Origin of the sequence: Caballeronia udeis, from assembly GCF_044909315.1 — a bacterium.
Taxonomy (GTDB): domain Bacteria; phylum Pseudomonadota; class Gammaproteobacteria; order Burkholderiales; family Burkholderiaceae; genus Caballeronia; species Caballeronia udeis_A.
Genome location: NZ_JBIYEB010000001.1, coordinates 121,361 through 145,581, shown reverse-complemented (window position 1 = coordinate 145,581; position 24,221 = coordinate 121,361). Strand labels below are relative to the sequence as shown.

Below are 24,221 nucleotides of genomic sequence, written 5' to 3'. Positions count from 1 at the left end.
CGATTGCGCCGCGGAACACCAGGCAGCCCCTGCGACAAAACGCGCAAATTCGTGTCCCTTTAAAGATGTACTATAAATGCATATTTAAAGGAGCCCACTCATGACAGCCTTGACCGCCGACCAGATTGCCCGTGTAAAAGCCACCGCTCCCGTGCTCGCCGAACATGGGGTGACCATCACCCAACACTTCTACAAGCGGATGTTCACCCATCATCCTGAGTTGAAAAACGTGTTCAACCAGGCGCATCAACAGAGCTCGAGCCAGCCGCAAGCGCTCGCGCGCGCGGTGTACGCGTATGCCGCGAACATCGATAACCTCGGGGCGCTCGGTTCGGCCGTCACGCATATCGCGCACAAGCACGCGAGCCTGAATATCCGGCCGGAGCAATATCCGATCGTCGGTGAAAATCTGCTCGCCGCCATATCCGAAGTGCTGGGCAATGCCGTTGATGAACCCACGCTCGACGCCTGGCGAGCCGCTTACGCGCAGCTCGCGGAGATCCTCATCGGGGCTGAAAAGGCTCTCTATGCCCAAGCCGCGTGGAGCGGTTTCCGGCCGTTCGTGGTGTTTCGGCGCGAACGAGAAAGCGACGAGATCACATCGTTTTATTTGAAGCCGTCCGATGGCGGACCAGTCTGCGATTTCAAACCGGGTCAGTACATCAGCGTGAAGCGGTTCGTGAAGGAAATTGGCGTTGACCAGCCGCGTCAATACACGCTCTCCGATGCCCCGAACGGCGAGTGGCTGCGGATTTCGGTGAAGCGCGAGCGGCCGCAGGATGCGCCGCCCGGGTACGTGTCCAACCAGATACACGAGGGCATTGAAGTTGGCGGAATTGTCGAAGTCAGCGCACCGATGGGCGAGTTCACGCTCGACGCAGCCAAGACCACGCCCGTTGTGTTGATCAGCGGCGGTGTGGGCATTACGCCGATGGTGTCAATGCTCACTTCGCTGACTGCGCAGAACAGCACGCGGAAGATATCGTTTGTGCATGCTTGCCGGAATGGCCGCACGCACGCATTTGGCCGTTGGCTTGACGCGATTGTCGCGAAACATCCGAATGTATCGCGGGCCGTGTTCTATGAAAACACTCACGCCGATGACCGCCCGGGAACGGATTTCGATTTCGCGGGGCGCCTGGATTTCTCGAGGATCGCCGATAAAACCCTGCATCCCGACGCCGATTATTATCTCTGCGGCCCTGTCCCCTTCATGCGCGCGCAGCAGGAAGCATTGATAGCGGCGGGGGTATCGAAGGCGCGGGTGCGTACCGAGATCTACGGTTCCGGCGAGATAGCGTAGCGCGATGGCGTTTTGAAGCGAGGGCCGCCCGACTTGGCGGCCCTGCTTGCTCACCCCGCATCAAGGGTCAATCAGTTCCCATTTCCGCGCGCCACGCGCCGTTGCTTCACGGCTTCGGCCAGCCCTTCCAGCACGTTCAGGCTGTCTTCCCAGCCGATACACGCGTCGGTGACGCTCTGCCCGTACGTCAGCTCGCAACCTTCCTTCAGATCCTGCCGTCCGGCGACCAGATTCGATTCCACCATCACGCCGATGATCCTTTCGTCGCCGCCCGCAATCTGCCGGCCGATATCGGCGCAGACCGGGATCTGGTTCTCATGTTTCTTCGAACTGTTCGCGTGGCTCGCGTCAATCATCAGGCGCGCGGCCAGTCCGGCCTTGCTGATGTCGTTGCAGGCGGCGTTCACGCTTTCCGCGTCGTAGTTCGGCGCCTTGCCGCCGCGCAGGATGATGTGGCAGTCCTCATTGCCGGCCGTCGAGACAATGGCAGAATGGCCGCCTTTCGTCACTGAGAGGAAATGGTGCGGTTGCGACGCTGCCTTGATGGCGTCGACCGCAATCTTCACGTTGCCGTCGGTGCCGTTCTTGAAACCTACCGGGCACGACAAGCCCGACGCCAGTTCGCGATGCACTTGCGATTCCGTTGTCCGCGCGCCGATCGCACCCCATGAAATCAGGTCCGCGATGTACTGCGGGCTGATCATGTCGAGGTATTCGGTGCCGGCCGGCAACCCCAGTTCGTTGATCCGCAGCAGCAATTCGCGCGCGGTCCGCAGGCCGTCGTTGATCTTGAAGCTGTTATCCATGTACGGGTCGTTGATCAGGCCTTTCCAGCCGACTGTTGTACGCGGCTTCTCGAAATACACCCGCATCACGATTTCAAGCTCTCCGGCAAAGCGCTTGCGCTCTTCGACAAGACGGCCCGCGTATTCCAGGGCCGCTTTGGTGTCGTGGATCGAGCACGGCCCGACGATTACTATCAGGCGATCTTCCATGCCGTGCAGGATGCGATGCATCGACTGGCGCGAGTTGTAGATCAGCTCCGAAACCGTCTCGGCGCAAGCGAACTCACGGATCAGGTGAGCGGGGGGTGTCAGTTCTTTCAATTCGCGGATTCGGACATCGTCGGTGTTGTGCGGGGGCATGCTGGTTCTCCGGGAACTCGTTTTGGTGCTGCGTTGGTCTTGTCGAAAGGGCCGACAGATCAGGGACAGTGCAAAAGTCGTCAAAAAAAGTGGGCATAAAAAAACCGCCAGGCTGCGCTGGCGGTTTTTCGGGAAACTTGGGTTCTACACAAACGACTCACCCCTCTCGATCCGCCAGCGGCTTGAGATGCCAAAAAAAGTAAAAATAAAACTTGGCGGACATGATGGTTTGGGTCGCGTTGGTAAAAATTGAACGTCTGGCTTTATAACCTTAAACACGCGCGGTTGGCAAGTTGTCAGCCGCCAAAATGCGGATATTCCGCGTCACAACGCCGAACTCCGCAGTAAACGTGCGCATTTGATGCGGATTTCCCGCATGACGCGCTCGAAAGCTATACGGAGCGCGGTGCGGGAAAATCAAGGACCAAATGGCGGACTACATGGTCAAACCGTGCCGCCCACCGTCATCTTTTCGATCCGCAAGGTCGGCTGGCCAACGCCCACCGGCACGCTCTGGCCTTCCTTGCCGCACACGCCCACGCCGCCGTCGAGCGCCATGTCGTTGCCGATCATGGTCACGTACTTGAGCGATTCCGGGCCGCTGCCAATCAGCGTTGCGCCCTTCACCGGATACGTGATCTTGCCGTTCTCGATCATGTACGCCTCGGACGCCGAGAACACGAACTTGCCGTTGGTGATGTCGACCTGGCCGCCGCCGAAATTTACCGCGTACAGGCCGTTTTTCACCGATGCCAGGATCTCGCCCGGATCCTTGTCGCCGTTGAGCATATACGTGTTGGTCATGCGTGGCATGGGCAGGGCGGCATACGACTCGCGCCGGGCGTTGCCCGTCACCGGCATCTTCATGAGACGTGCATTCAGCGAATCCTGAATGTAGCCCTTGAGAATGCCGTCCTCGATCAAGGTCGTGCATTGCGTGGGATTGCCTTCGTCGTCGATATTCAACGAGCCGCGCCGGTTCGGCAGCGTGCCGTCGTCGACGACTGTCACGCCCTTCGCCGCCACCCGCTCGCCGATACGCCCAGCAAACGCCGACGAACCCTTGCGGTTGAAGTCGCCTTCCAGCCCGTGGCCGATCGCTTCGTGCAGCAGGACGCCGGGCCAGCCCGGTCCGAGCACGACGGTCATTGCACCGGCGGGCGCCGGACGCGCGTCGAGATTGACGAGCGCGGCGTGCACGGCCTGATCGACGTAGTGGGACAGGATTTCGTCGGTGAAATAGGCGTAGTCGTAACGTCCGCCGCCACCGCCGCTGCCCATTTCACGGCGTCCGTCCTTTTCGGCAATCACCGTCACGGACACGCGCACCAGCGGCCGGATGTCGGCAGCCAGCGCGCCGTCGCTGCGCGCGACCAGCACGACGTCATATTCACCCGCCAGACCCGCCATGACCTGGACGATGCGCGGATCGCGGCCGCGCGCCATCTTCTCCACGCGTTCGAGCAGCTTCACCTTTGCGGTGGCGTCGAGCGACGTGAGCGGATCGGACGGCAGGTACAGGTCGCGGCCGAACACGCCGGTCAGCGAACTGGCCGACTTGATCTTGTGCTTGCCACCGCCAGCCTTCGCGATGGCGCGCGTCGCGATAGCCGCCTGACGGATGGATTCGGGCGACAAGTCGTCCGAATAGGCAAACGCGGTCCGGTCGCCCGACACGGCGCGCACGCCGACACCCTGGTCGATGCTGAAGCTGCCCGATTTGACGATGCCTTCTTCCAGGCTCCACGCTTCGCTGCGCGTGGACTGGAAATAGAGATCCGCGTAGTCCACGCGGTGCGTGAAGATCTCCGCCAGCGTGCGCGTAATCGTGGATTCGTCGAGGCCGTAGGGCGTCAGCAGGATCTCTTTCGCGGTGGCGAGATTTCGGATGCCGGGTTCGATGATGTTCATTCGTTGCCTGTGGCGAAGTCTATGGGGATTAAAAGCATTCTAACGTCCGGATGTTCGTGCGACATCCTGACCAGATGGAGGAGTGCTCCGGAATAACAAGCCAAGCAACAAGCTAACCCAATACGCGATGGCGATAGGCCGGCAGGCTTTGCCGGACCGATGCAATGCGTTCGGAATCGAGTGTTCCTGCCACTACGCCGGCGCCTTCCGCCAGCACGGCCACGACTTCGCCCCACGGGTCGATCAGCATGCTGTGCCCCCAGGTCCGGCGGCCGTTTTCGTGTTTGCCGCCTTGCGCGGCGGCCAGCACGTAGCATTGGTTTTCCACTGCACGCGCCTTGAGCAGCGTTTCCCAATGGGCCTCGCCGGTCGTGTACGTGAACGCCGACGGCACCACCATCAACGCGCAGTCGCCCATCTTCCGGTACAGCTCGGGAAAGCGCAGGTCGTAGCACACCGACAACCCGACACGTCCGAATGGCGCATCAAACGTACGCACTTCGCTTCCCGGACAGATCGTGCGGGCTTCGTCGAAGGATTCCGTGCCTTTTTCGAAATTGAACAGATGAATCTTGTCGTAGCGGGCGACCTGTTTGCCGGCCGGATCGAAAACGAGCGTTGTATTGAGCACGCGCGCCGCTTCAGCTGACTCCAGCGGCAAGGTCCCGCCGATCACCCACACGCGATGTTCACGCGCAGCGTCAGCCAGGAACTGCTGGATCGGACCATGGCCGGGCGTCTCGCGGATCGCGAGCTTGTCCGTGTCCTTGAACCCCATGTAGCAGAAATATTCGGGCAGCAGCACAAGCTGCGCGCCGCCCCGCGCGGCTTCGGCAATCAGCCGGCCGGCTTCCGCGATATTGCGCTCGCGATCCGGCGCACTCACCATTTGCAGCGCGGCGACGCGGTACGTGCCAGGGGTGCCTTCGCTTGATCTTTCGCTCATGTCAGCCTGCTAAAAAAGGGGCGCGATGATGACCGGATCGTGACCAGAATTGTGGTTGAATCTGCCTGCCGCCAGTCAGCGGGCCTTTACCGGAACGCCATTCAGACGCTCAGTTGGGCACGGTTGCAGCCGGAATTTCGATCTTACCCTGATCGCCTTTCACCCGCTGGATGACGGGTTTCGACCACGGTCCGGTAATGGAATAGTCAATGGTGAACGCCTTGCCGATCGACTTCGAGAGCAGCAGGTCGGCCACCAGCGTGCCGAGCCCCAGCAAAGGATTGATCACGGCTGCGCCCAGCGCGACGGCGCCCGCGCTGATGGTCGGGATCACCTTGGCGTGCAGGTCCTGCGTTTCCTTCGGCAGGTCGACCAGTCCTTTCAGTTCCACGCGCGCAGGCGCCGTGATCATCGTGAAGTCATTGGTGCGGCCGATACCGTTCTGAACCGTGCCCGAGCCGGTGATCTTTTCGAACGGCAGCCCCTTGCCGACCACATCCTGGAAATTCAGCGTGAGGAAGTGCGCGAGGCTTTGCAGGCTAAGCACGCCAAGCAGCTTGGCCGCGCCCGGGTTGACCTTGAGAATCTGACCGTGCTGGAGGTCGGCGTTCAGCTTGCCGTTGAGCGTGGGCAGGTCGACAGCGGCCGGGCTGCCGTCCCAGCCAAGCTGGCCCGTCACCGTGCCTGTGCCGCCCTTCACCGTGCGCGGCAGGCCAAGCCGTTCGACCAGCGCTCCGGCGTCCATGATGTCCAGCTTGAAATCGAGTGCTGTGCGGCGAGGGGCATTGTCGTCGGTGTCGGCCGGCAAACCAACCGGGCCGCTGATCGTGCGCCAGTTGGCGGTTGCGGAAAGTTTCGCGTCCGGGTTGCTCAGCTCCAGCTTGTCCAGATGCCAGACCGGCACGTTGTCTTCCACGTCGTTGCGTGCGTCGACCTCGAGGCGTCCGAGCTCGCGCCCACGCACCACGAGTTCGTTCACTATCAAGTCGATGGACGGCATGTTGGCCGGCGGCTTGCGAATCATTTGCGTGACCAGATCGGTTTCCTGTTTTCCGGGAATCACGACCTTTTCGAACCGCGCCTGCAATGCGCCCGGGCTGCCTTTCGTCGCGCCCGGCAGCCACTGCGCATTTCCCGTGACCTGATCTGACGCAATGTTCGCCTGCCACTTGCGGTCATCGCCCAGATTTGCGCCGATCGCCACATCTTCCCAGCGCCGGTTGAGCAGCTTGATCGTGGCGAAATGCAGCGCCAAGCGAGTCGGAACGAACTGTTTCACCACCTGGGATTGCGTCTTTGGATCCGGCTGCGGCATCGGTCCCAATTCAGTGATCAGCTTGCGCCACGCATCGGCGTCAAGTTCGTCGATATCCACGGCCGCCGACACGCCTTGCACCGGCAGATCGGCCGGCTTGTTCACGCCGATAGCACCACGCTCCACCGTCGGCGCTTCCTTGCCCGTCTGCTTGAGCAGGTAATGCGCATTGACCGGCCCGAGCGTGAGTGTCGCGTCGTGCTCCTCTGTCGATCCGGCGATCGGCTTGAACGTGAACGCGAAGGGCATGGGCGTGCCCTCGCTCTTGTTGAAGGGCGCGGGGAAGTCCAGGCCGAGGCCGGTCAGGTCGGAGTTCGCCTCGATTTGCGGCAACGTGTTTTTCACGCCGCGCACGCGCAGGTCGTAAGGCGCGGTGCCGCTGATGTGCTTGAGGATCTGCGCGGCCTGCATCTGGTCATGCGCGTTCAGGCTCTGGGCGGCGTCGGTGCCTATGCGGCCGTTTACATCGAAGGCATAACTGCCGTCGGGTTTCACGCCACCCGCGCCGCGCACGTCGCCGCCGAGAAATTTCGCCGTCAGGCCATCGAGCGACGCGGTTTTTTCGCCGAACCGCGCCCGCCCCTTGAGATTCGACAGCGGCGGAAACGTGCTGTATGCAAGGTCGTTGCCGTTGAACGTGAGCGCGCCCTTGTAGCCCACATGCGCCCGCATGCCGGGCGGCGGCGCGACCCGCGGAATCTCCAGTTGCAACGCCAGCGCGGCGTTACCGGTTGCATGGATCTTCGTCGCCACGTGGTGGGAGAGCGAGCCGAGCGAGCTGTCTTCCACGTAATGGAGCATGTCGGTGACGGGGCCGTTCGCGTCGGCGTCGATCAGCAGCTTCGATTCGCGGTTGCCCAGGTCTTCTATACGTCCGGTGGTCTTGACCACGCTCACGCCGAGATAACGGCCGCGCGAAATATCGAAACCCAGCTTGTTTTCGGCGAGATGAAACGTCCCGTCGATACCGTCAAACGCCGGCCACACGTTCGGCGTGCCGTTCGCCATGGTCTTTGGCGGATAGGGCGTCGGCTCGAACTTGCCGCCGGTGAACGGCGCGACGATGCGGAACTGGCCGGCATCGGGGAAACGCGTATAGGGGAATTTCGTCAGGTCACCGTGAATCTCGATGGTGCCGTTGCGCGAGACGCCGGCCTGCAACGCGTGGCCCAGATACAGGCGCAATTTTTCGCTGATGCTCGTCGGCAGATAGTGCACGAGGCTCGTCACATTCAGGCGCGCTGCCTTTGCCTTGAGATCGAGGGAACCGCGGCCTTCGCCTTCGTTGTGGTAATCCGCCGTTGCACTGGCTTCCGCATCCGCGTTCTTGACGTGCAACGTCTCCACGTGCGCGGTGATTGCCTTGTGCGGCTTGCCGGGCGCGTCTGCGAGAGTCCAGGTTACGCGGCCGTCGATCTGGTCGAGCACCAGGCGCGGGTTATCGAAAACGCCAGGGACGGTGATCGCCGTATTTTTTGTATCGATGACCGCGCTGCCGTGATCCTGATCGGCGTCAATACTGCCCCACAGGTTCTCCACGCCGGGAATCCCGGCCCGCGGATGGTTGTTGATTGTCAGTCCCGGCGGCGGCTCCTGGGCCTGCACGCTCACGCCGTGTAAGTCGCCCTTGACCGTGTAGCGCATCGGCGGTTCGGCGCCTGTCTGGCGCTGGGCCAGCATTTGAGCGTGGGTCGCCGGTCTGGGCCGCTCGGTCCGCAGCGTGTAATTGGCAATCTGGCCACGCGGGTTGAAGCGGATCAGATCGTTTTGCAGCTTCGACGGCAAAGGCAGCGCGCGCAAGAATTCGCCGAGGATGCCGAGATCGACGACATCGCCCGCTACCCCGAACATCTGCCCATGCTGCAGGCTTGCCGCCCGGTAATGGCCGGTCAGCGTGTGCAGGGCCAGCAGGCGCGACACCGGTGTGCCGTCCGCGAGCGGCGGCTGGCCGAGTTCCGCGCGCAGGTTCGCGAGGTGCAGCGTGTATTCGTCGTCCTGCAGCCCGAGATTCCAGTTGAAGTTCGCGATCGGCACATCAAGACGCGGCTGCGTTGGGCGCACGCGCAACGCGATGTCGGACCCGGTCAGCTCGCCACCCGCCGTTTTCAGCTTGCCGCTCGCGAAGTCGATCCAGATGCGGTTGTCGAAACGTCCGCCGTAGGTCGCGAACGGCATCGTCACGTATTGCGAGAGCTTGGGCAGATCGACGGGACCGGTCGACAGATACGCTTGCCCTGTCCAGTTCGCTGGACGGCCCGGCACGCTGAAACGCGGCGTGCGAAAGTCCGCGCGAAAATCGAGCGGCCCGTGCAGCAGGTCGCCGTCGGGCAGCGCCTGCAGCGCCACGCGATGATGCGGGCCGTTGTTGAGAATGGCCAGCTTGATCCGCTTCAGCGCCAGTTCCGGCGCGTTGTGCTCGCTGTCGTGCCAGCGCAGCGTGCCGTCGCGCAGCACGATGGCTTGCTGTCTCAGCAGCCAGGTCATGAACGCGTCGTTGCCTGTGTGTTTCGCCTGGATCGGCACGCCGGCCACGCTGAAGGTCCCGTCGGCGGCGCGTGAGATGACGACATCGGGGCCATCGACGGTGAGATTCGAGAGCAGCGGGACAGGACCTAGCAGCGAGCGCCACGCGACCGTGGCGCTGGCGTGCGGTACGGCGAGACCGGGCGTGCCGTCAGCGGCATCGATCCGGAGGTTGTCTATATCGAATGAAGGCTCGAAGCCGGACCACTTCGCCGCGATGCGCCCGATGTGCAACTGCGCATGGATCTTCGACGAGACCATTTGCTCGATGCGTGGCCTGAACGCGTCGATCTGGGGCAGCACGGCGTAACGCAGCGCGAGATAGATGCCGGCGACCGCAAAATAGACCACGGCAACCAGCACCAGAAGGACTTTGAGCACCCGCGATAATGCGAGCTCGGCGCGACCACCTAGCTTCACGGGTACAGCTTCAGGTGGGTCGGCAAGTTCCTTTCGGTCGGACATGCTGCGGCGGGTCGGCGATATGGTAGGTTTTCGAGATTTGACGTTGAAATGTAACACAGCACGCAATGCAAAAAACTGCGGGAACACGCTACGATGCAGCCGCCAAGCCGCACCGGATGGCGTTCTGCGCACCTCGCGCCAATTCGCGCGAAAGCCCCGGTGCATTGCCGGACTTCTTTGTGAGCAATGACTGAGCCCGACCTTTCATGACCGACGCCGTTTTGCTGAGTTCCAGTGCTTCCCACTACGCCGCGCGCGTGTATGCCGCGCGTCCCGAATTGCCGGCGGCCGTGGCCGAATGGGCGAAGGCGCCGATCCGTCGCGCGTGGATAGAAGGGCGGCTGAACGAGCTGTGCGACGCGTGTTCTGCGAGTTCGGCCAGTGGCCGGCTTGATGAGGCCGCGCTCAAGACCGCGCTTCGCCGGTTGCGCATCGAGGTCTTCTGCACGGTGATGGAACGTGATCTCGCCGGCCTCGCGCCTGTTGCCGAAGTCACGGGCGCTATGACCGATCTTGCCGAGCTGACTATCCAGCGCGCGCTCGCGGTGTTGTCGGCGGATCTGGAAGTCACGTTCGGCGAGCCGCGTGGGCCTGACGGACAGCGCTTGACGCTGGGTGTGGTGGGAATGGGAAAACTCGGTGGACGTGAGTTGAACGTGTCGTCGGATATTGATCTGATCTTCGTCTATGAAGAAGACGGTGAGACGGCAGGCGGCGAACGCGCGGCGTTATCGACCCAGGAATATTTTACGCGGCTCGGCCGCAAGCTGATAGGCGCATTGGCCGAGGTGACGGAAGACGGTTATGTCTTTAGAGTCGATATGCGGTTGCGGCCGAACGGCGATGCCGGGCCGATCGCGTGCGGACTCGGCATGCTCGAAGAATATTTCTACGTGCAGGGCCGCGAGTGGGAACGGTACGCGTGGATCAAGGGGCGGCTCGTCTCCGAGGGCGAGAGCGAAGCGGCGCAACGGCTGGCAAAGCTGCTCGACGCACTCGCCAAGCCGTTTATTTATCGGCGGTATCTCGACTACGGCGTGATCAGCGCGATTCGTGCGCTGCATGTGCAGATCCGGCAGGAAGCGCAGCGGCGCGCGTCAATGCGTCCTGATAAAGCCGACGACATTAAGCTCGGCCGCGGCGGCATTCGGGAGATCGAGTTCAGCGCGCAGGTGTTTCAACTGATCCGTGGCGGCCAGATTGCCGACCTGCGGATTCGCCCGACCTTGTCCGTGCTGAAGCGCGCGGCGGCCCACGGGTTGATATCTGCGAACGTGTGCAGCGAACTCACCGACGCGTACCTGTTCCTGCGCAAGCTCGAGCATCGATTGCAGTATCGAAACGATGCACAGACGCACGCCATGCCAGTCGCGCCGGAAGACCGGGCGGTGCTTGCCGGTGCAATGGGTTTCGCCGGTTACCCGGCGCTGACAGATGCGCTGGAAGCGCACCGGGCGCGCGTGGAGCATCAGTTCGACCAGATTTTCGCCGATAAGGTGAAGGGCGACGGCGGTTGTGCGGTCGCGGAAGATTCGGCGGCGTCGTGGGTCTGGAGCAGCGCGCTCGCCGACGACAGCGCCGAGGAGCAGTTGGTCGAGCGCATGACCGAACTCGGTTTCACCGATGCCACCGCGGTGCTCACGCGTCTGCGCAACGTGTGGAAGTCGACACGATACGAAGGTTTGCCCGAGCGCAGCCGGGAACGATTCGACATCGTCGCGCAACGTGCGCTCGAAGCCGCGCAGGCCATCGAGCCGCCCGAGCGGCGCGGCGACACTATCGCCCGGCTGTTCGACCTGCTCGAAACCGTCAGCCGCCGCGGCGCTTATCTTGCGTTGCTGACCGAATATCCGGCGGCGCTCGAGCGAGTGTTGTCGGTGCTCGGCGCGTCGCGTTGGGCGGCGGGGTATTTGATTCGCCATCCGCAGCTCCTTGATGAATTGCTTGATGACGAAGTGATCGCGAGTCCCTTTGACTGGGGACAATTCCGCGAATCCTTGCGCGCGCAGATTGCCGCCGCCGATGGCGCCGAGCAGCAGATGAACCTGCTGCGGCACGCCCATCAGGCCGAGGTCTTCCGCATTCTGCTGATCGACCTGGGCGGCAAGCTTACTGTTGAACACGTGAGCGACTTGTTGTCGGCGCTGGCTGATGCCGTGCTCGATGTCACTATCGAAACGGTGTGGTCGCAGTTTCCGAAGCGTCACCGCGACGTGCCGCGCTTTTCCGTGATCGCTTACGGGAAGCTGGGCGGGAAGGAACTGGGGTACGCGTCGGATCTGGACCTGATCTTCCTTCACGATGACCCCGACGAATCCGCTGGTGATATCTACGCCACGTTCGCTCGCCGGCTGATCACGTGGCTCACCACGGCAACGGGAGCGGGCACATTATTCGATGTCGATTTGCGGCTGCGTCCGAATGGCGAATCGGGTTTGCTGGTGACGAGCCTGGAATCGTTCCGGCGCTATCAGATTCGTGAGGGCGACGCTGCGAATACGGCGTGGGTCTGGGAGCATCAGGCGCTGTCGCGGGCGCGGTATTGCGCCGGCGATGCCGAGATTGGCGAGCGCTTCGAGGAGATCCGCGCCCAGGTTCTCACGATGCCGCGCGATGCCGCTGCGTTGGCGCAGGAGATTGTCGTGATGCGCGAGCGGGTGGATGCCGGGCATCCGAACCGCAGCAAGTTATTCGACCTGAAGCACGACCGCGGCGGGATGGTGGATATCGAGTTCATCGTGCAGTACTGGGTGCTGCTGCACGCACGCGAAGACGCTGAGTTCGTGCGGAACATGGGCAATATTTCGCTGTTGCGGCTGGCTGCGGGGTTCGGGTTGATGAGCGCCGAGGAGGCTGAAACGGTGGCAGCGGCGTACAGGCGGTATCGGAAGTTGCAACACACATTGAGGCTCGACGGGATGGAAAAGGCGCGGGTTGAGCCGGAGGTTGTGGTCGCGGAGAGGGAAGCGGTAACGGGGCTTTGGAAGCGGGTGTTCGGGTAATAGCAGCTTTGCTTCGCCTCACTTGCCGCGCTGAACATTGGAGCGTGGTCTCAGCTTCGGGCGCGGCTTCGGCCGGGGTTTTTGACTACAGCCGCGCTCGCTACTTCACCAGGCGAATCGGGCTCGCTTTGTACTCAGCGACCGTTTCGTCATTTGTCAGCAAGGTGATGCCCTCGACTGTCGCTTGCGCGATCAGCAGCCGATCGAAAGGGTCTTTGTGATGGTCGGGCAGGTTGCCGACGGCCGCCATGTGCGCGCTGCTGATGGCCAACTCGATATAGCCGTTGTCCAGCAGCGCCCGACGGAACAAGTGCGCGTCGACTTTGAAGTCGGGTCTTTCAAGTCCGTTCTTGATTGCCACTTCCCAAACGCTGGCCGCACTGAAGAGCAGTTCGTTTTCCTCATCTTCGATCAACGCGCGCGCTTCTTCGGATAGCGCGCCAGTCGAGCTAATGTCCGCACTTGCAACTGCCGTCCACAACAGTAAATGCGTGTCGAGCAACAGCTTCATTCGTCACCGCCAAACATCGCGGCGATTTCGTCCCTGCCCAGGTCGTTGAAAGTCCGTACATCAGGCACGATGACCTGACCGGCAAGAAAACCGATCCGCTTCCTCTTGGCCGGCACCGGGGCGTCTATGGCAATGATCCGTACCATTGGCTTGCCGGCTTTTGCGATTACAACGGATTCGCCCTGCACTGCCTTCTCGACCAGCCGCGACAGGTTGGTTTTGGCCTCATGCATGTTGACAGTGATGGTGGGCATGGTGTTCTCATTGACTTAGCTAGATTAGCTTAGTCTATCACGAGATCGAAAAACGGGCGCATAGCGACGGTGTCGACCGGCCGCGTTAATTCACCGCTTATGCAGCAAGCATTTCCTTCGCGTGCTTGCGGGTAGTGGCCGTAATTTCGAGCCCGCCCAGCATGCGCGCGACTTCCTCAACGCGCTTCGATTTATCCAGCGGCGTAACCGTGCTGACCGTTCCGCCCGCTGAGTCTCCGGCTTTCGCCACCTGGAAATGATGATCGCCGCGCGCCGCGACCTGCGGCAAATGCGTCACGCACAACACCTGCCGGTCGCGGCCCAGTTGATGCAGCAAACGCCCGACTACTTCCGCCACTCCGCCGCCAATTCCCGTATCCACTTCGTCGAAAATCAACGTGGGGGTCGGGCTCGCCGTGCTCGCAATCACCGCCAACGCGAGACTGATCCGCGCGAGTTCGCCGCCGGACGCGACCTTCGCCAACGGCCGCAATGTCACACCCGCATGTCCGGCCACGCGAAATTCGATCTGCTCGAGCCCGCTCGCGCCGCCCTCTGCAAGCGGCACGAGCGCGACCTCAAAGCTGCCGCCCACCATCGACAATTCCTGCATGCCCTTGGTGACTGCCTTGCCAAGCGACTTCGCAGCTTTCCCGCGTGCCTTCGACAACACCGTCGCTTCCGCCAGATAAACCTCTTTCGCCTTGGCGACCGCTGCGCGCAGCGCGTCGAGATCGGCGGCGGCATCGAGCGCCGCCAGTTGCCTGCGCCGCTCCGCGTGCTCCTCGGGCAACGCCTCGGGCTGCATGCGGAACTTGCGCGCGGCCGAATGCAGTTGCTCCATCCGATGCTCGACCTGCGCCAGGCGGTTCGGATCGAGTTCGAGCCGCTGCGCATAGTGGGAAAGCGAATACGACGCTTCCTGCAATTGAATTTCGGCAGGTTCGAGCGAAGCCAGCACGTCGGCCAGCGCAGGGTCGATATCGACAAGACTCCGCAGCTTCGACACGATCGCGGAGAGCTGCGTGATCATGGCTTCGTCCGACTCGGACAGCGCGTTCAGGGCGCCTTGCACACCGTCGATCAAACTCGCCGAATGCGACAGCCGATGATGCTCTGCGCTCACTTCTTCCCATTCACCCGGCTGCGGGGCAAGTTTGTCGAGTTCGCTCAACTGCCATGCAAGACGCTCGCGTTCCAGCTGCAATTCGCGATCGCGGTTCTGCGCCAACTCCACCGCGTGCGCGGCGTCGCGCCAGACCCGATGTGCCCGCGCCACTTTCTGCGCTCCGTCGAGAAGGCCCGCGTGGGTGTCGAAGAGCTCGCGCTGGGCGTCCGGGCGCATCAACAATTGATGGGCGTGCTGGCCGTGGATGTCGACGAGCATTTCGCTCAGTTCACGCAGTTGCACGAGCGTGGCCGGCGTACCGTTGATGAACGCCCGGGAACGCCCGCTCGAATCGACGACGCGCCGCAGCATGACCGTGTCGGCGTCGCCAACAGCCAGTGCGTGCTCGTCCAGCCAGCGCGACACCCCTGCGTGAGTCGAAAACTCGGCCGTGATGTCCGCTCGCGCTTCGCCGGTCCGCACAATGCTGGCGTCAGCGCGGGCGCCGAGCGTGAGCGCGAGGGCGTCGATGAGAATCGATTTGCCGGCGCCGGTTTCGCCTGAAAATACGGTGAAGCCGCGCTCGAACTCGAGGTCTAGCGCGGCGACAATGACGAAGTCGCGAATCGAGAGATGGCGGAGCATGGGCGTCTTAGAGTTTCGTGGCGTCTTCGTGCGAGGGATATTCGTTCCAGTGCAGCTTTTTGCGCAGCGTGGCGTAATGGCTGTAGCCGACCGGGTGCAACACCGGCACGGTATGGCGCGAACGCCGCACTTCAATGGTGTCGTTCAATTCGACTGCGGTAAACGACTGCATGTCGAAGTTCACGTTGACGTCGCGGCCGCCAATAATCTGAATATCCACCTGAGAGTCGTCGGGCAGGACAATTGGACGATTCGACAGTGAATGCGGCGCGATGGGTACAAGCACGAAGCCCTGCAATTGCGGATGCAGGATCGGTCCGGACGAGGAGAGCGCATACGCGGTCGAACCCGTAGGGGTGGCGACAATCAGCCCGTCCGAGCGCTGGTTGTACATGAAGCGCCCATCCACCGACACGCGCAATTCCGCCATACCCGAGAAACCGCTCCGATTCACCACGACGTCATTGAACGCCAGCGCGTGGTAGATAGGCCGGCCGTCCCGGACAATGCGCGCTTCGAGCAAGGTCCGCTCTTCGCGCTCAAAACTGCCGGCGAGCATTTGGGGCACCAGCTCGTGCATTTCGGCCAGCGTGATGTCCGTGATGAAACCGAGCCGCCCATGATTGACGCCTATCAGCGGCGTGCGATACGGCGCGAGCTGCCGCCCAATGCCGAGCATGGTGCCGTCGCCGCCCAGCACGACAGCCACATCCGCCCGCGCGCCAATTTCCTGCGCGGTCAACGCGGGGTAGTCGGTCACGCCAACATCGTGCGCTGTTTCCGCTTCGAACACGACACTGAACCCGCGTTTCACAATGCACGCGGCGAGCGCCGTCAGCGGCTCCCTGATGCCGGGCGTATTGTTGCGCCCCACGAGCGCAACAGTCTTGAATTGGGTACCAATTTCCATGCCGGCATTACACCATAGGTGAGTGTCGAAAAGAACCGCGCGCCACGTCTGTGACGCGTTCCGGCGCGTTGGGTTGTCCTATATATGTTAAGCCCCGGGCGTAACGGGGAATTGTCGCTAGAATGGTATCGATCATGAATTGATGACGGATGAATGACAAAATAACGTCAGCCCGCCATCGCCATATTTGGTGTGCTCGCTGTTTCCTTACACGTTGAGCTAAAATTTCCCCATGCTAGACCCACGTGCCCAGACCCTCCTCAAGACGCTGATCGAGCGCTATATCGCCGAAGGTCAGCCGGTCGGTTCCCGCACGCTTTCGCGTTACTCCGGACTCGAGCTCAGCCCGGCCACCATCCGCAACGTCATGTCGGACCTGGAGGACCTCGGACTGGTAGTGAGTCCGCATACGTCGGCAGGACGGATTCCTACGCCACGCGGCTACCGGCTCTTCGTGGACACCATGCTCACCGTCGAAACCACCGACGACGAAGCCATGACGTCCGCCGTCAAGATCAAGCTGCAGGGCGGCGAGCCGGCGAAGATCGTGGCCGCCGCCGCGAGCGTGCTGTCGAATCTTTCGCAGTTCGCGGGCGTCATTCTCACGCCGCGCCGCAGCCATATGTTCAAGCAGATCGAGTTCATGCGCCTGTCCGACAAGCGCATCCTGCTGATCATCGTGACGCCGGAAGGTGACGTGCAGAACCGCATCATGGCGACCCAGCGCGACTACTCGCCGTCGCAGCTCACCGAGGCGTCGAACTATATCAACGCGAATTTCGCCGGTTTGTCCTTCAACGAAGTACGCCGCCGACTGCGCGAGGAAATCGACGCGTTGCGCGGTGACATGACCTCGCTGATGCAGGCAGCGGTGGCCGCGAGTGTCGACGAAACGGATCAGGGCGACACCCTGCTGATTTCCGGCGAACGCAACCTGCTGGAAGTGGCGGATCTTTCTTCCGACATGGCGCGGCTGCGCAAGCTTTTCGACGTGTTCGACCAAAAGACGAGTCTCCTTCAATTACTCGATGTCTCGAGCCACGCGCAAGGCGTGCAGATATTTATAGGCGGCGAGTCGAATCTCGTGCCGATCGAGGAAATGAGCGTGGTGACCGCGCCCTATGAAGTGAACGGGACAATCGTGGGCACGCTGGGGGTGATTGGACCCACGCGGATGGCGTACAACCGCGTCATTCCCATTGTCGATATCACCGCGCGCCTGCTGTCGCTCTCGCTCAGTCAGCAGTAGGCCGATACAAGCGGCTTGCAACAAGCCATCCGCCGGTGCGGCCCGCAAAATGCTGCGAACCCCGGCAGACAACCCATCTTGCCACGTCCCAAGCCCCGTGCACCAGTCGGCCGTTCGGTCGATGTTGCGTTCCGAAGGCCGCCGCTATAATGGGTTTCACATACTTACACGGGCTTCGCAGCCTCTTTCTTTTATGCGCTACGACCTCGAGTTGCCTTCGCAGCCTTCCGCTTCGCATCGCGTTGCGGTGCTGCTGATCAACCTCGGCACGCCGGACGCGCCCACGCCCAAGGCGGTGCGCAAGTACCTTGCGCAATTCTTGTCGGACCCGCGGGTGGTGGAAATTCCGGCGCTCGCATGGCAGGTGATCCTGCGGCTGGCAATCCTGCCGTTTCGCGGCCGGGCGTCGGCGAAGAAATATGCCCAGGTATGGCTGCCCGAAGGTTCGCCGCTGCGGGTCCATACGGAAAAGCAGGTGGAGGCGTTGCGGCGCTTGTTCATGGTGAACGACTATCACGTAATAGTTGACTATGCTATGCGCTACGGGACGCCCGGCATTCCGGCCATGATGAATCAACTCAAGCTGGAAGGCGCCGAGCGCGTGCTGCTGGTACCCATGTATCCGCAATATTCGTCATCGACCACGGCCACCGCGTTTGACGACGCATTCAACGCCTTGCGGCGCGTGCGCAACCAGCCGGAACTGCGCACCATCCGCCAATATGCTGACCATCCGGCCTATATTGGCGCGCTGGCCGAGCAGGTGCGGGACTATTGGCGGCATCACGGGCAGCCGGACTTCGCGGCGGGTGACCGGCTGGTGCTGAGTTTTCACGGCGTGCCCAAACGCACCATGGATCTTGGCGACCCGTATCATGACCAGTGTCAACAGACCGGCTCGTTGCTCATGGCGGCGCTCGGGTTGTCGCCGGTCGAATGCCGGGTGACATTTCAATCACGTTTTGGCCGGGCAGAATGGCTGCAGCCTTATACGGCGCCCTCGCTGGCCGAACTCGGCGCGGCGGGTGTGAAGCGGGTGGACGTGTTCTGCCCGGGTTTTACGTCGGATTGCCTGGAAACTATCGAGGAAATTGGCATTGAAGTGCGTGATGAATTCCTGCACGCGGGCGGCAAGGAGTTTCACCGGATTCCCTGCCTGAATGCATCGCCGGCCTGGATCAAGGCGCTGGGCGAAATTGTCGCGCAGCACCTGCAGGGCTGGCCGGTTCAGGTGCCGCAAACGCTGAGCGCGGCCGCATAGACCATCTAACTGACCACTTGTGAACTACCAGATCTCAACGGACTCCGGCGCGCGCCTTCGTATCGACAGATGGCTGTGGGCAGCGCGTTTTTTCAAAACGCGCTCATTGGCCGGCGACGCTGTCGAGAAGGGCCGTGTGCGAATTGGCGGCGCGAACGTCAAGCCGTCCAAGGATGTGCGCATTGGCGATCTCGTGGAGATCGAGATTGAGCACGTGCTTTGGCAAGTGAACGTGCTGGGAATTTGCGAAGTACGCGGTCCCGCCCCCATTGCGCAGACGCTTTATGCGGAAACCGATTCTGGAAGGGAAAAACGCGTGGCGGAGAATGAGCGGAGGAAGACGTATCGCGAGCCGGCAGCCGCATTGCAGGGTCGCCCAACCAAGCGCGACCGCCGCATTATCGACAAACTTTCAGGTTCGGACTGAAAAAGTGTTCCATGGTGGCCGAAATGCCGCCGTACTCCGTGGTGCGGTCATTGACCGCGCCTGACATGCAGATGGTCGTGGTGCCGCCAACGAGTACCAATGCGACGATCGCAATAGCAAAGGTCAGTTTCATGGGCACCCCCTGTAACAACGCAACAACTCTGAAAAACGGGCGCTAGAGCTGACTTGAAACAGGCTTTAGCGATTAAAAAAACTTGGCTTCGGGCAATCGTAAGATTAGGGTTAACTAGTGCTTCCGGAGTCATGTTCGAAGTGTAGGCGAGCAAGTCAACCGGCTCAATCTGAATCTGATGACAGGTCGAAAATGGTTGTAACCGGCCATTTCCGCAGTCTAGAAACGGCCCCGGAAAGCGCGTGCAACCCCTTGAAAACGCTCGTCTGAGCCTCAGATGGGTTGCTTAGGACGAACACAGGATGCACCCCGCTTTACTCGCACCGTCTGCCGTTGAGGCCCGTTGTGTTTTTGCAACGTTGAGTTGGCGGTATCATCGGCAGCTTTTTGATGAGCCGAACCCGCAACGTTGCGTTCGATTTCACCCGTTTTCACCCATAGCAAAATCTCAAGCGACATGGAAAACACGCAAGACAACTCCGCGAGCCAGAACCCTACGCCCGCCGACAATCCCGCGGCGGCTCAAACTATCCAGCAGCCCGGCGTGCCGGACGCGACTTCCGCACCGGAAACCGTCGACGCGAACGAAACTGAAGCATTGCTCGCCGAAGCGCAAGCGCGGGTGACGTCGTTGCAAGAAGAGTTTTTGCGCGCGAAAGCCGAGACCGAGAATGTGCGGCGCCGGGCGCAGGAAGATGTGCAGAAGGCGCATAAATTCGCGATCGAAAATTTCGCGGAAAACCTGTTGCCGGTGCTCGACAGCCTGGAAGCCGCGCTGACGCATTCATCCACCGACCTGGCAAAAGTCCGCGAAGGCGTTGAACTGACGCTGCGCCAACTGACTGCCGCGCTCGAAAAGGGCCGTGTGGTCGAGGTCAATCCGGTGGGCGAGAAGTTCGATCCACATCGCCATCAGGCTATTTCGATGGTGCCGGCCGACCAGGACGCGAACACGGTGGTTTCGGTGCTTCAAAAGGGCTATGTGATTGCGGACCGCGTTTTGCGTCCGGCGCTGGTCACAGTCGCTGCGCCGAAATAAGCGTTCCAGTTAAAGACGCTGCTGCATGGCCAATATCCCCGTCGACGCCTCCGCGTTTGCCGTTTTTGACATGCAGGAGCTGAGTGCCGAGACGTTCGATGCCGGTCTTGAGTCGGCAGCGGACGAATTGGCCGTCGTGTTTTTCTGGGGTTTCGAGTGCTTCAACTGCGAAATCGCGAAGAAGGCGATGCTCGCAAAACCGGACGAAATCCGGGCGCTCGGGCTGAAATGGTTTCACAGCAACGTTTACGAGCATCGCGATCTCGGCCGCCGTTTCATGTTGCATGGCGTGCCAACCTGGTTCTTCTTCTACCGGGGCAAGCGCCTGGGACGAGCAACCGGCTGGCATGGGCTTGGCCAGTTCGAAGCCGCTGTCGTCGCCGCTCGCGAGAAAATCCGGGCGCTCGAAGCGAAGGGCTTGAGCAGGTAAGTCAGGAAAGGTTTCAGATCGGCTGAAAAAAAGCGGGAAAGCATCAGTTTTTGGTCTTGAAAACGATGCGAACGCTCTTATTTGGCGTACAGGGTTAAATTTTGGGCGTCCGAGTAGCGAATTCGATCGTCAAACACGTCGAAAACGCGAAATCGGGCCTGCTGCAATCAAAGTCAGGAGAGTGATAAAAATGGGCAGAATCATTGGTATCGATCTGGGCACGACGAACTCGTGCGTCGCGATCATGGAAGGCAACACGGTCAAGGTAATTGAGAACGCGGAAGGCACGCGCACCACGCCGTCGATCATCGCTTATGTGGACGACAACGAAATTCTCGTCGGCGCGCCGGCGAAGCGCCAGTCGGTGACGAACCCGAGGAACACGCTGTACGCAGTCAAACGGTTGATTGGCCGCCGTTTCGACGAAAAAGAAGTGCAAAAGGACATCGCGCTGATGCCTTACAAGATCGTGCGCGCCGATAACGGTGACGCCTGGGTCGAAGCCCGCGATCAAAAACTGGCGCCGCCGCAAATCTCGGCTGAAGTGCTGCGCAAGATGAAGAAGACCGCTGAGGACTATCTCGGCGAAGAAGTGACGGAAGCCGTGATCACGGTTCCGGCGTACTTCAACGACAGCCAGCGTCAGGCGACGAAAGATGCAGGCCGTATCGCCGGTCTGGAAGTGAAGCGAATCATCAACGAACCGACCGCAGCCGCGCTCGCGTTCGGCCTCGACAAGAACGAAAAGGGCGATCGCAAGATTGCCGTGTACGACTTGGGCGGCGGTACGTTCGACGTGTCGATCATCGAAATCGCGGACGTGGACGGTGAGAAGCAGTTCGAAGTGCTCTCCACGAACGGCGACACGTTCCTCGGCGGCGAAGATTTTGACCAGCGCATCATTGACTACATCATCTCCGAGTTCAAGAAGGATCAAGGCGTTGACCTGAGCAAGGACGTGCTCGCGCTGCAACGCCTGAAAGAAGCGGCTGAAAAGGCGAAGATCGAGTTGTCGTCTGCTGCTCAGACCGAAATCAACCTGCCGTACATCACGGCGGACGCGTCGGGTCCGAAGCACTTGAACCTGAAAATTACGCGTGCGAAGCTTGAGTCGCTGGTCGAAGACCTGATCGAACGCACGATGGAACCGTGCCGTATCGCTATTAAAGATGCAGGCGTGAAGGTCGGCGAAATCGACGACATCATCCTGGTCGGCGGTATGACGCGTATGCCGAAGGTGCAGGAAAAGGTTAAGGAATTCTTCGGCAAGGAACCGCGTCGCGACGTGAACCCGGACGAAGCCGTGGCCGTGGGCGCCGCGATTCAAGGCCAGGTTCTGTCGGGCGATCGCAAGGACGTGCTGCTGCTGGACGTGACGCCGTTGTCGCTGGGTATTGAAACCCTTGGCGGCGTGATGACGAAGATGATCAACAAGAACACGACCATCCCGACCAAGCACGCACAGGTCTATTCGACCGCCGACGACAACCAGAGCGCCGTGACGATCAAGGTGTTCCAGGGCGAGCGCGAGATGGCAGCAGGCAACAAGCTGCTGGGCGAGTTCAACCTCGAAGGCATTCCGCCCGCAGCACGCGGCACGCCGCAGATTGAAGTGAGCTTTGATATTGACGCGAATGGCATTCTCCACGTCGGCGCGAAGGACAAGGCGACCGGCAAGGAAAACAAGATCGTCATCAAGGCGAACTCGGGTCTGTCGGACGCCGAGATCGACAAGATGGTGAAGGACGCCGAAGCGAACGCCGACGAAGATCACCGTCTGCGTGAACTGGCCGATTCGCGCAATCAGGGCGACGCGCTGGTGCACAGCACGAAGAAGGCCGTGGCGGAATACGGCGACAAGGTCGAAGCGGCTGAGAAGGAAAAGATCGAAGCGGCGTTGAAGGATCTTGAAGAAGCGCTGAAGAGCACGGCGAGCGACAAGGCCGCGATCGACGCGAAGATCGAAGCGCTGGCAACGGCGTCGCAGAAACTCGGCGAAAAGATGTATGCCGACATGGCTGCAGCGCAAGGTGCGGCGGGCGCGGCAGGTGCAGCGGGCGCAGCAGGCGGTCCGGGTGCGCAAGCGGCGCCGGAGCAGCACGATGATGTCGTCGACGCCGACTTCAAGGAAGTGAAGAAGGACTAAGTCGATTGAACCGCATCAGCGATTCGTCGATGAAGGAACCGGTCTCGTGCGGCTTCGGCCTTGCATGGGACCGCGACGGAAAATGTCTCGTGCGCGACTGAGCGTACGGACGAAGAGCGCGCCTGGCGAGCCAAATGGCTTCCCGGGCACGTTGTTTTTTAGAGGGCGCTGCGTTTTGTGCGGGTTGACCCAAGCGTGCCGATCATCTTTTGATCGCGCGAGTCCCGCATGAAGGCCAGGCGTCGACGAACCACATGAGTCGCGAGACTCCAGGCATCCAAGAGGGAGCCGCCGGACCTGATCTTCGATCAGGCACGGGGGCGCTGAACCGATATGGCGAAACGGGATTACTACGAGGTTATGGGCGTCGCGAAGAATGCGAGCGACGACGAAATCAAGAAGGCTTATCGCAAGCTTGCGATGAAGCATCACCCCGACCGCAATCCGGATAACAAGGATTCGGAAGCGCATTTCAAGGAGGTCAAAGAGGCCTACGAAATGCTCTCTGATCCGCAAAAGCGCGCAGCCTACGATCAGTACGGGCATGCAGGCGTCGATCCGAACATGGCCGGCGCAGGTCAGCAGGGTTTCGGCGGTTTCGCAGACGCATTCGGCGATATTTTCGGCGACATCTTCGGCCAGGCGGCCGGCGGTGGGGCGGGAGCCAGCCGCGGGCGTGCGGGTCCGCAGGTTTATCGCGGTGCGGATTTGCGCTACAGCATGGAAATCTCGCTGGAGCAGGCCGCGCATGGCTACGACACGCAAATTCGCGTGCCGAGCTGGGTAAATTGCGAGATCTGCAAGGGCTCGGGCGCGAAGCCCGGCACCAAGCCGGAAACCTGTCCGACGTGCCAGGGACAAGGCACCGTGCGTATGTCGCAGGGCTTTTTCAGCATCCAGCAGACTTGCCCGAAGTGTCATGGCACCGGCACCTACATTCCTGAGCCGTGCGGCCATTGCCACGGCGCGGGCAAGGTGAAGGAAACGAAGACGCTGGAAGTGAAGATCCCGGCCGGTATTGACGACGGTATGCGGATTCGTTCGTCGGGTAACGGCGAGCCGGGCATCAATGGCGGTCCGAGCGGTGACTTGTACGTCGAGATTCACATCAAGCAGCACTCGGTGTTCGAACGCGACGGCGACGACCTGCATTGCCAGATGCCGATTCCCTTCACCACGGCGGCGCTTGGCGGTGAGATTGAAGTGCCTACGCTGGCTGGCCGCGCGAGTTTCACCGTGCCGGAAGGTACTCAGTCGGGCAAGACGTTCCGGCTGCGTAGCAAGGGTATCAAGGGATTGCGCTCGAGCATTGCCGGGGACCTATATGTGCATGTGCAGGTCGAAACGCCGGTCAAGCTCACCGACCAGCAACGCGATCTGCTCAAGCAGTTCGAACGCTCGCTGACCGAGGGCGGCTCGCGTCACAGCCCGCAAAGCAAGAGCTGGTTCGATCGGGTGAAGAGTTTCTTCGACTGAGTTTCTTCGATCAAGGCACTAA

General features: G+C 61.2%; 19 protein-coding genes. 10 read left to right on the top strand and 9 right to left on the bottom strand.

Going from position 1 to position 24,221, the window contains the following annotated elements:
- Positions 1 to 100: 100 nt before the first annotated feature.
- Complete coding sequence (hmpA, locus tag ABH944_RS00645; protein WP_404603934.1) at positions 101 to 1,303, top strand: NO-inducible flavohemoprotein; 1,203 nt, start codon at positions 101 to 103, stop codon at positions 1,301 to 1,303.
- 71 nt (positions 1,304 to 1,374) lie between these two features.
- Here hmpA and aroG read toward each other — a convergent pair whose 3' ends face one another.
- A complete protein-coding gene (gene aroG, locus ABH944_RS00640; protein ID WP_404603933.1) occupies positions 1,375 to 2,448 on the bottom strand; it encodes a 3-deoxy-7-phosphoheptulonate synthase AroG in 1,074 nt (357 codons plus the stop codon).
- On the opposite strand from aroG, the gene ABH944_RS00635 reads away from it, so the two are divergent.
- Complete coding sequence (locus ABH944_RS00635) at positions 2,447 to 2,701, top strand: hypothetical protein (protein WP_404603932.1); 255 nt, start codon at positions 2,447 to 2,449, stop codon at positions 2,699 to 2,701. The two genes, aroG and ABH944_RS00635, sit on opposite strands and share 2 nt — an antisense overlap.
- Before the next feature lie 191 nt (positions 2,702 to 2,892).
- On the opposite strand, the gene tldD is transcribed toward ABH944_RS00635, so the two are convergent.
- From tldD to ABH944_RS00620, 3 genes are all read right to left on the bottom strand, one after another.
- The gene (gene tldD, locus ABH944_RS00630) at positions 2,893 to 4,359 is read right to left on the bottom strand and encodes a metalloprotease TldD (RefSeq protein ID WP_097260970.1); all 1,467 of its coding nucleotides are present in this window, start codon (positions 4,357 to 4,359) and stop codon (positions 2,893 to 2,895) included.
- Between the two features lie 112 nt (positions 4,360 to 4,471).
- Entirely contained in the window at positions 4,472 to 5,305 is an 834-nt protein-coding gene (locus ABH944_RS00625) for a carbon-nitrogen hydrolase family protein (RefSeq protein WP_404603931.1), read from the bottom strand.
- A gap of 109 nt (positions 5,306 to 5,414) precedes the next feature.
- The gene (locus ABH944_RS00620; RefSeq protein ID WP_404603930.1) at positions 5,415 to 9,608 is read right to left on the bottom strand and encodes a YhdP family phospholipid transporter; all 4,194 of its coding nucleotides are present in this window, start codon (positions 9,606 to 9,608) and stop codon (positions 5,415 to 5,417) included.
- Positions 9,609 to 9,814: 206 nt separating this feature from the next.
- On the opposite strand from ABH944_RS00620, the gene glnE reads away from it, so the two are divergent.
- Positions 9,815 to 12,610: a bifunctional [glutamate--ammonia ligase]-adenylyl-L-tyrosine phosphorylase/[glutamate--ammonia-ligase] adenylyltransferase gene (gene glnE / locus ABH944_RS00615; protein ID WP_404603929.1), complete on the top strand. Its 2,796-nt coding sequence runs from the start codon at positions 9,815 to 9,817 to the stop codon at positions 12,608 to 12,610.
- A gap of 100 nt (positions 12,611 to 12,710) precedes the next feature.
- Here the strand turns inward: glnE and ABH944_RS00610 are convergent, their stop codons facing one another.
- From ABH944_RS00610 to ABH944_RS00595, 4 genes are all read right to left on the bottom strand, one after another.
- Positions 12,711 to 13,121, bottom strand: coding sequence for a type II toxin-antitoxin system VapC family toxin (locus ABH944_RS00610; RefSeq protein WP_404603928.1), 411 nt, complete (start codon positions 13,119 to 13,121; stop codon positions 12,711 to 12,713).
- Positions 13,118 to 13,375, bottom strand: coding sequence for a type II toxin-antitoxin system Phd/YefM family antitoxin (locus ABH944_RS00605; RefSeq protein ID WP_404603927.1), 258 nt, complete (start codon positions 13,373 to 13,375; stop codon positions 13,118 to 13,120). Before ABH944_RS00605 ends, ABH944_RS00610 begins: the two co-directional genes overlap by 4 nt.
- Before the next feature lie 97 nt (positions 13,376 to 13,472).
- Positions 13,473 to 15,128 (bottom strand): DNA repair protein RecN, encoded by a 1,656-nt coding sequence (gene recN / locus ABH944_RS00600; protein WP_404603926.1) that lies wholly within the window; start codon positions 15,126 to 15,128, stop codon positions 13,473 to 13,475.
- A 7-nt stretch (positions 15,129 to 15,135) separates the two neighbouring features.
- Complete coding sequence (locus ABH944_RS00595; RefSeq protein ID WP_062091739.1) at positions 15,136 to 16,038, bottom strand: NAD kinase; 903 nt, start codon at positions 16,036 to 16,038, stop codon at positions 15,136 to 15,138.
- 232 nt (positions 16,039 to 16,270) lie between these two features.
- Between ABH944_RS00595 and hrcA the strand changes: the two genes are divergently transcribed.
- The 3 genes from hrcA to ABH944_RS00580 all read left to right on the top strand — a co-directional run bounded on the left by hrcA (position 16,271) and on the right by ABH944_RS00580 (position 18,975).
- A complete protein-coding gene (gene hrcA, locus ABH944_RS00590) occupies positions 16,271 to 17,287 on the top strand; it encodes a heat-inducible transcriptional repressor HrcA (protein WP_062091740.1) in 1,017 nt (338 codons plus the stop codon).
- 193 nt (positions 17,288 to 17,480) lie between these two features.
- Positions 17,481 to 18,548 (top strand): ferrochelatase, encoded by a 1,068-nt coding sequence (hemH, locus tag ABH944_RS00585; RefSeq protein ID WP_404603925.1) that lies wholly within the window; start codon positions 17,481 to 17,483, stop codon positions 18,546 to 18,548.
- 19 nt (positions 18,549 to 18,567) lie between these two features.
- Positions 18,568 to 18,975, top strand: a complete 408-nt coding sequence (locus tag ABH944_RS00580) for an RNA-binding S4 domain-containing protein (RefSeq protein ID WP_404603924.1) — start codon at positions 18,568 to 18,570, stop codon at positions 18,973 to 18,975.
- On the opposite strand, the gene ABH944_RS00575 is transcribed toward ABH944_RS00580, so the two are convergent.
- On the bottom strand, positions 18,947 to 19,108 hold the full coding sequence (locus ABH944_RS00575) for a hypothetical protein (protein ID WP_197500396.1): 162 nt from the start codon (positions 19,106 to 19,108) through the stop codon (positions 18,947 to 18,949). The two genes, ABH944_RS00580 and ABH944_RS00575, sit on opposite strands and share 29 nt — an antisense overlap.
- Before the next feature lie 457 nt (positions 19,109 to 19,565).
- Here ABH944_RS00575 and grpE point away from each other — a divergent pair, with 457 nt between their 5' ends.
- From grpE to dnaJ, 4 genes are all read left to right on the top strand, one after another.
- Complete coding sequence (gene grpE / locus ABH944_RS00570) at positions 19,566 to 20,147, top strand: nucleotide exchange factor GrpE (protein WP_404603923.1); 582 nt, start codon at positions 19,566 to 19,568, stop codon at positions 20,145 to 20,147.
- A gap of 25 nt (positions 20,148 to 20,172) precedes the next feature.
- Complete coding sequence (locus ABH944_RS00565; RefSeq protein WP_404603922.1) at positions 20,173 to 20,577, top strand: thioredoxin family protein; 405 nt, start codon at positions 20,173 to 20,175, stop codon at positions 20,575 to 20,577.
- A 190-nt stretch (positions 20,578 to 20,767) separates the two neighbouring features.
- Positions 20,768 to 22,723: a molecular chaperone DnaK gene (dnaK, locus tag ABH944_RS00560; RefSeq protein WP_404603921.1), complete on the top strand. Its 1,956-nt coding sequence runs from the start codon at positions 20,768 to 20,770 to the stop codon at positions 22,721 to 22,723.
- Between the two features lie 333 nt (positions 22,724 to 23,056).
- Complete coding sequence (dnaJ, locus tag ABH944_RS00555; RefSeq protein ID WP_404603920.1) at positions 23,057 to 24,199, top strand: molecular chaperone DnaJ; 1,143 nt, start codon at positions 23,057 to 23,059, stop codon at positions 24,197 to 24,199.
- Positions 24,200 to 24,221 lie beyond the last annotated feature (22 nt).

Bases quoted from the DNA above. Each gene is read 5' to 3' on its own strand.
- ABH944_RS00620 (WP_404603930.1), bottom strand. From the start codon at position 9,608: ATGTCCGACCGAAAGGAACTTGCCGACCCACCTGAAGCTGTACCCGTG.
- ABH944_RS00565 (WP_404603922.1), top strand. From the start codon at position 20,173: ATGGCCAATATCCCCGTCGACGCCTCCGCGTTTGCCGTTTTTGACATG.
- dnaK (WP_404603921.1), top strand. From the start codon at position 20,768: ATGGGCAGAATCATTGGTATCGATCTGGGCACGACGAACTCGTGCGTC.
- ABH944_RS00635 (WP_404603932.1), top strand. From the start codon at position 2,447: ATGCTGGTTCTCCGGGAACTCGTTTTGGTGCTGCGTTGGTCTTGTCGA.
- hemH (WP_404603925.1), top strand. From the start codon at position 17,481: ATGCGCTACGACCTCGAGTTGCCTTCGCAGCCTTCCGCTTCGCATCGC.
- hmpA (WP_404603934.1), top strand. From the start codon at position 101: ATGACAGCCTTGACCGCCGACCAGATTGCCCGTGTAAAAGCCACCGCT.
- ABH944_RS00625 (WP_404603931.1), bottom strand. From the start codon at position 5,305: ATGAGCGAAAGATCAAGCGAAGGCACCCCTGGCACGTACCGCGTCGCC.
- ABH944_RS00605 (WP_404603927.1), bottom strand. From the start codon at position 13,375: ATGCCCACCATCACTGTCAACATGCATGAGGCCAAAACCAACCTGTCG.
- grpE (WP_404603923.1), top strand. From the start codon at position 19,566: ATGGAAAACACGCAAGACAACTCCGCGAGCCAGAACCCTACGCCCGCC.
- glnE (WP_404603929.1), top strand. From the start codon at position 9,815: ATGACCGACGCCGTTTTGCTGAGTTCCAGTGCTTCCCACTACGCCGCG.
- dnaJ (WP_404603920.1), top strand. From the start codon at position 23,057: ATGGCGAAACGGGATTACTACGAGGTTATGGGCGTCGCGAAGAATGCG.
- tldD (WP_097260970.1), bottom strand. From the start codon at position 4,359: ATGAACATCATCGAACCCGGCATCCGAAATCTCGCCACCGCGAAAGAG.
- ABH944_RS00610 (WP_404603928.1), bottom strand. From the start codon at position 13,121: ATGAAGCTGTTGCTCGACACGCATTTACTGTTGTGGACGGCAGTTGCA.
- ABH944_RS00595 (WP_062091739.1), bottom strand. From the start codon at position 16,038: ATGGAAATTGGTACCCAATTCAAGACTGTTGCGCTCGTGGGGCGCAAC.
- recN (WP_404603926.1), bottom strand. From the start codon at position 15,128: ATGCTCCGCCATCTCTCGATTCGCGACTTCGTCATTGTCGCCGCGCTA.
- hrcA (WP_062091740.1), top strand. From the start codon at position 16,271: ATGCTAGACCCACGTGCCCAGACCCTCCTCAAGACGCTGATCGAGCGC.
- aroG (WP_404603933.1), bottom strand. From the start codon at position 2,448: ATGCCCCCGCACAACACCGACGATGTCCGAATCCGCGAATTGAAAGAA.
- ABH944_RS00575 (WP_197500396.1), bottom strand. From the start codon at position 19,108: ATGAAACTGACCTTTGCTATTGCGATCGTCGCATTGGTACTCGTTGGC.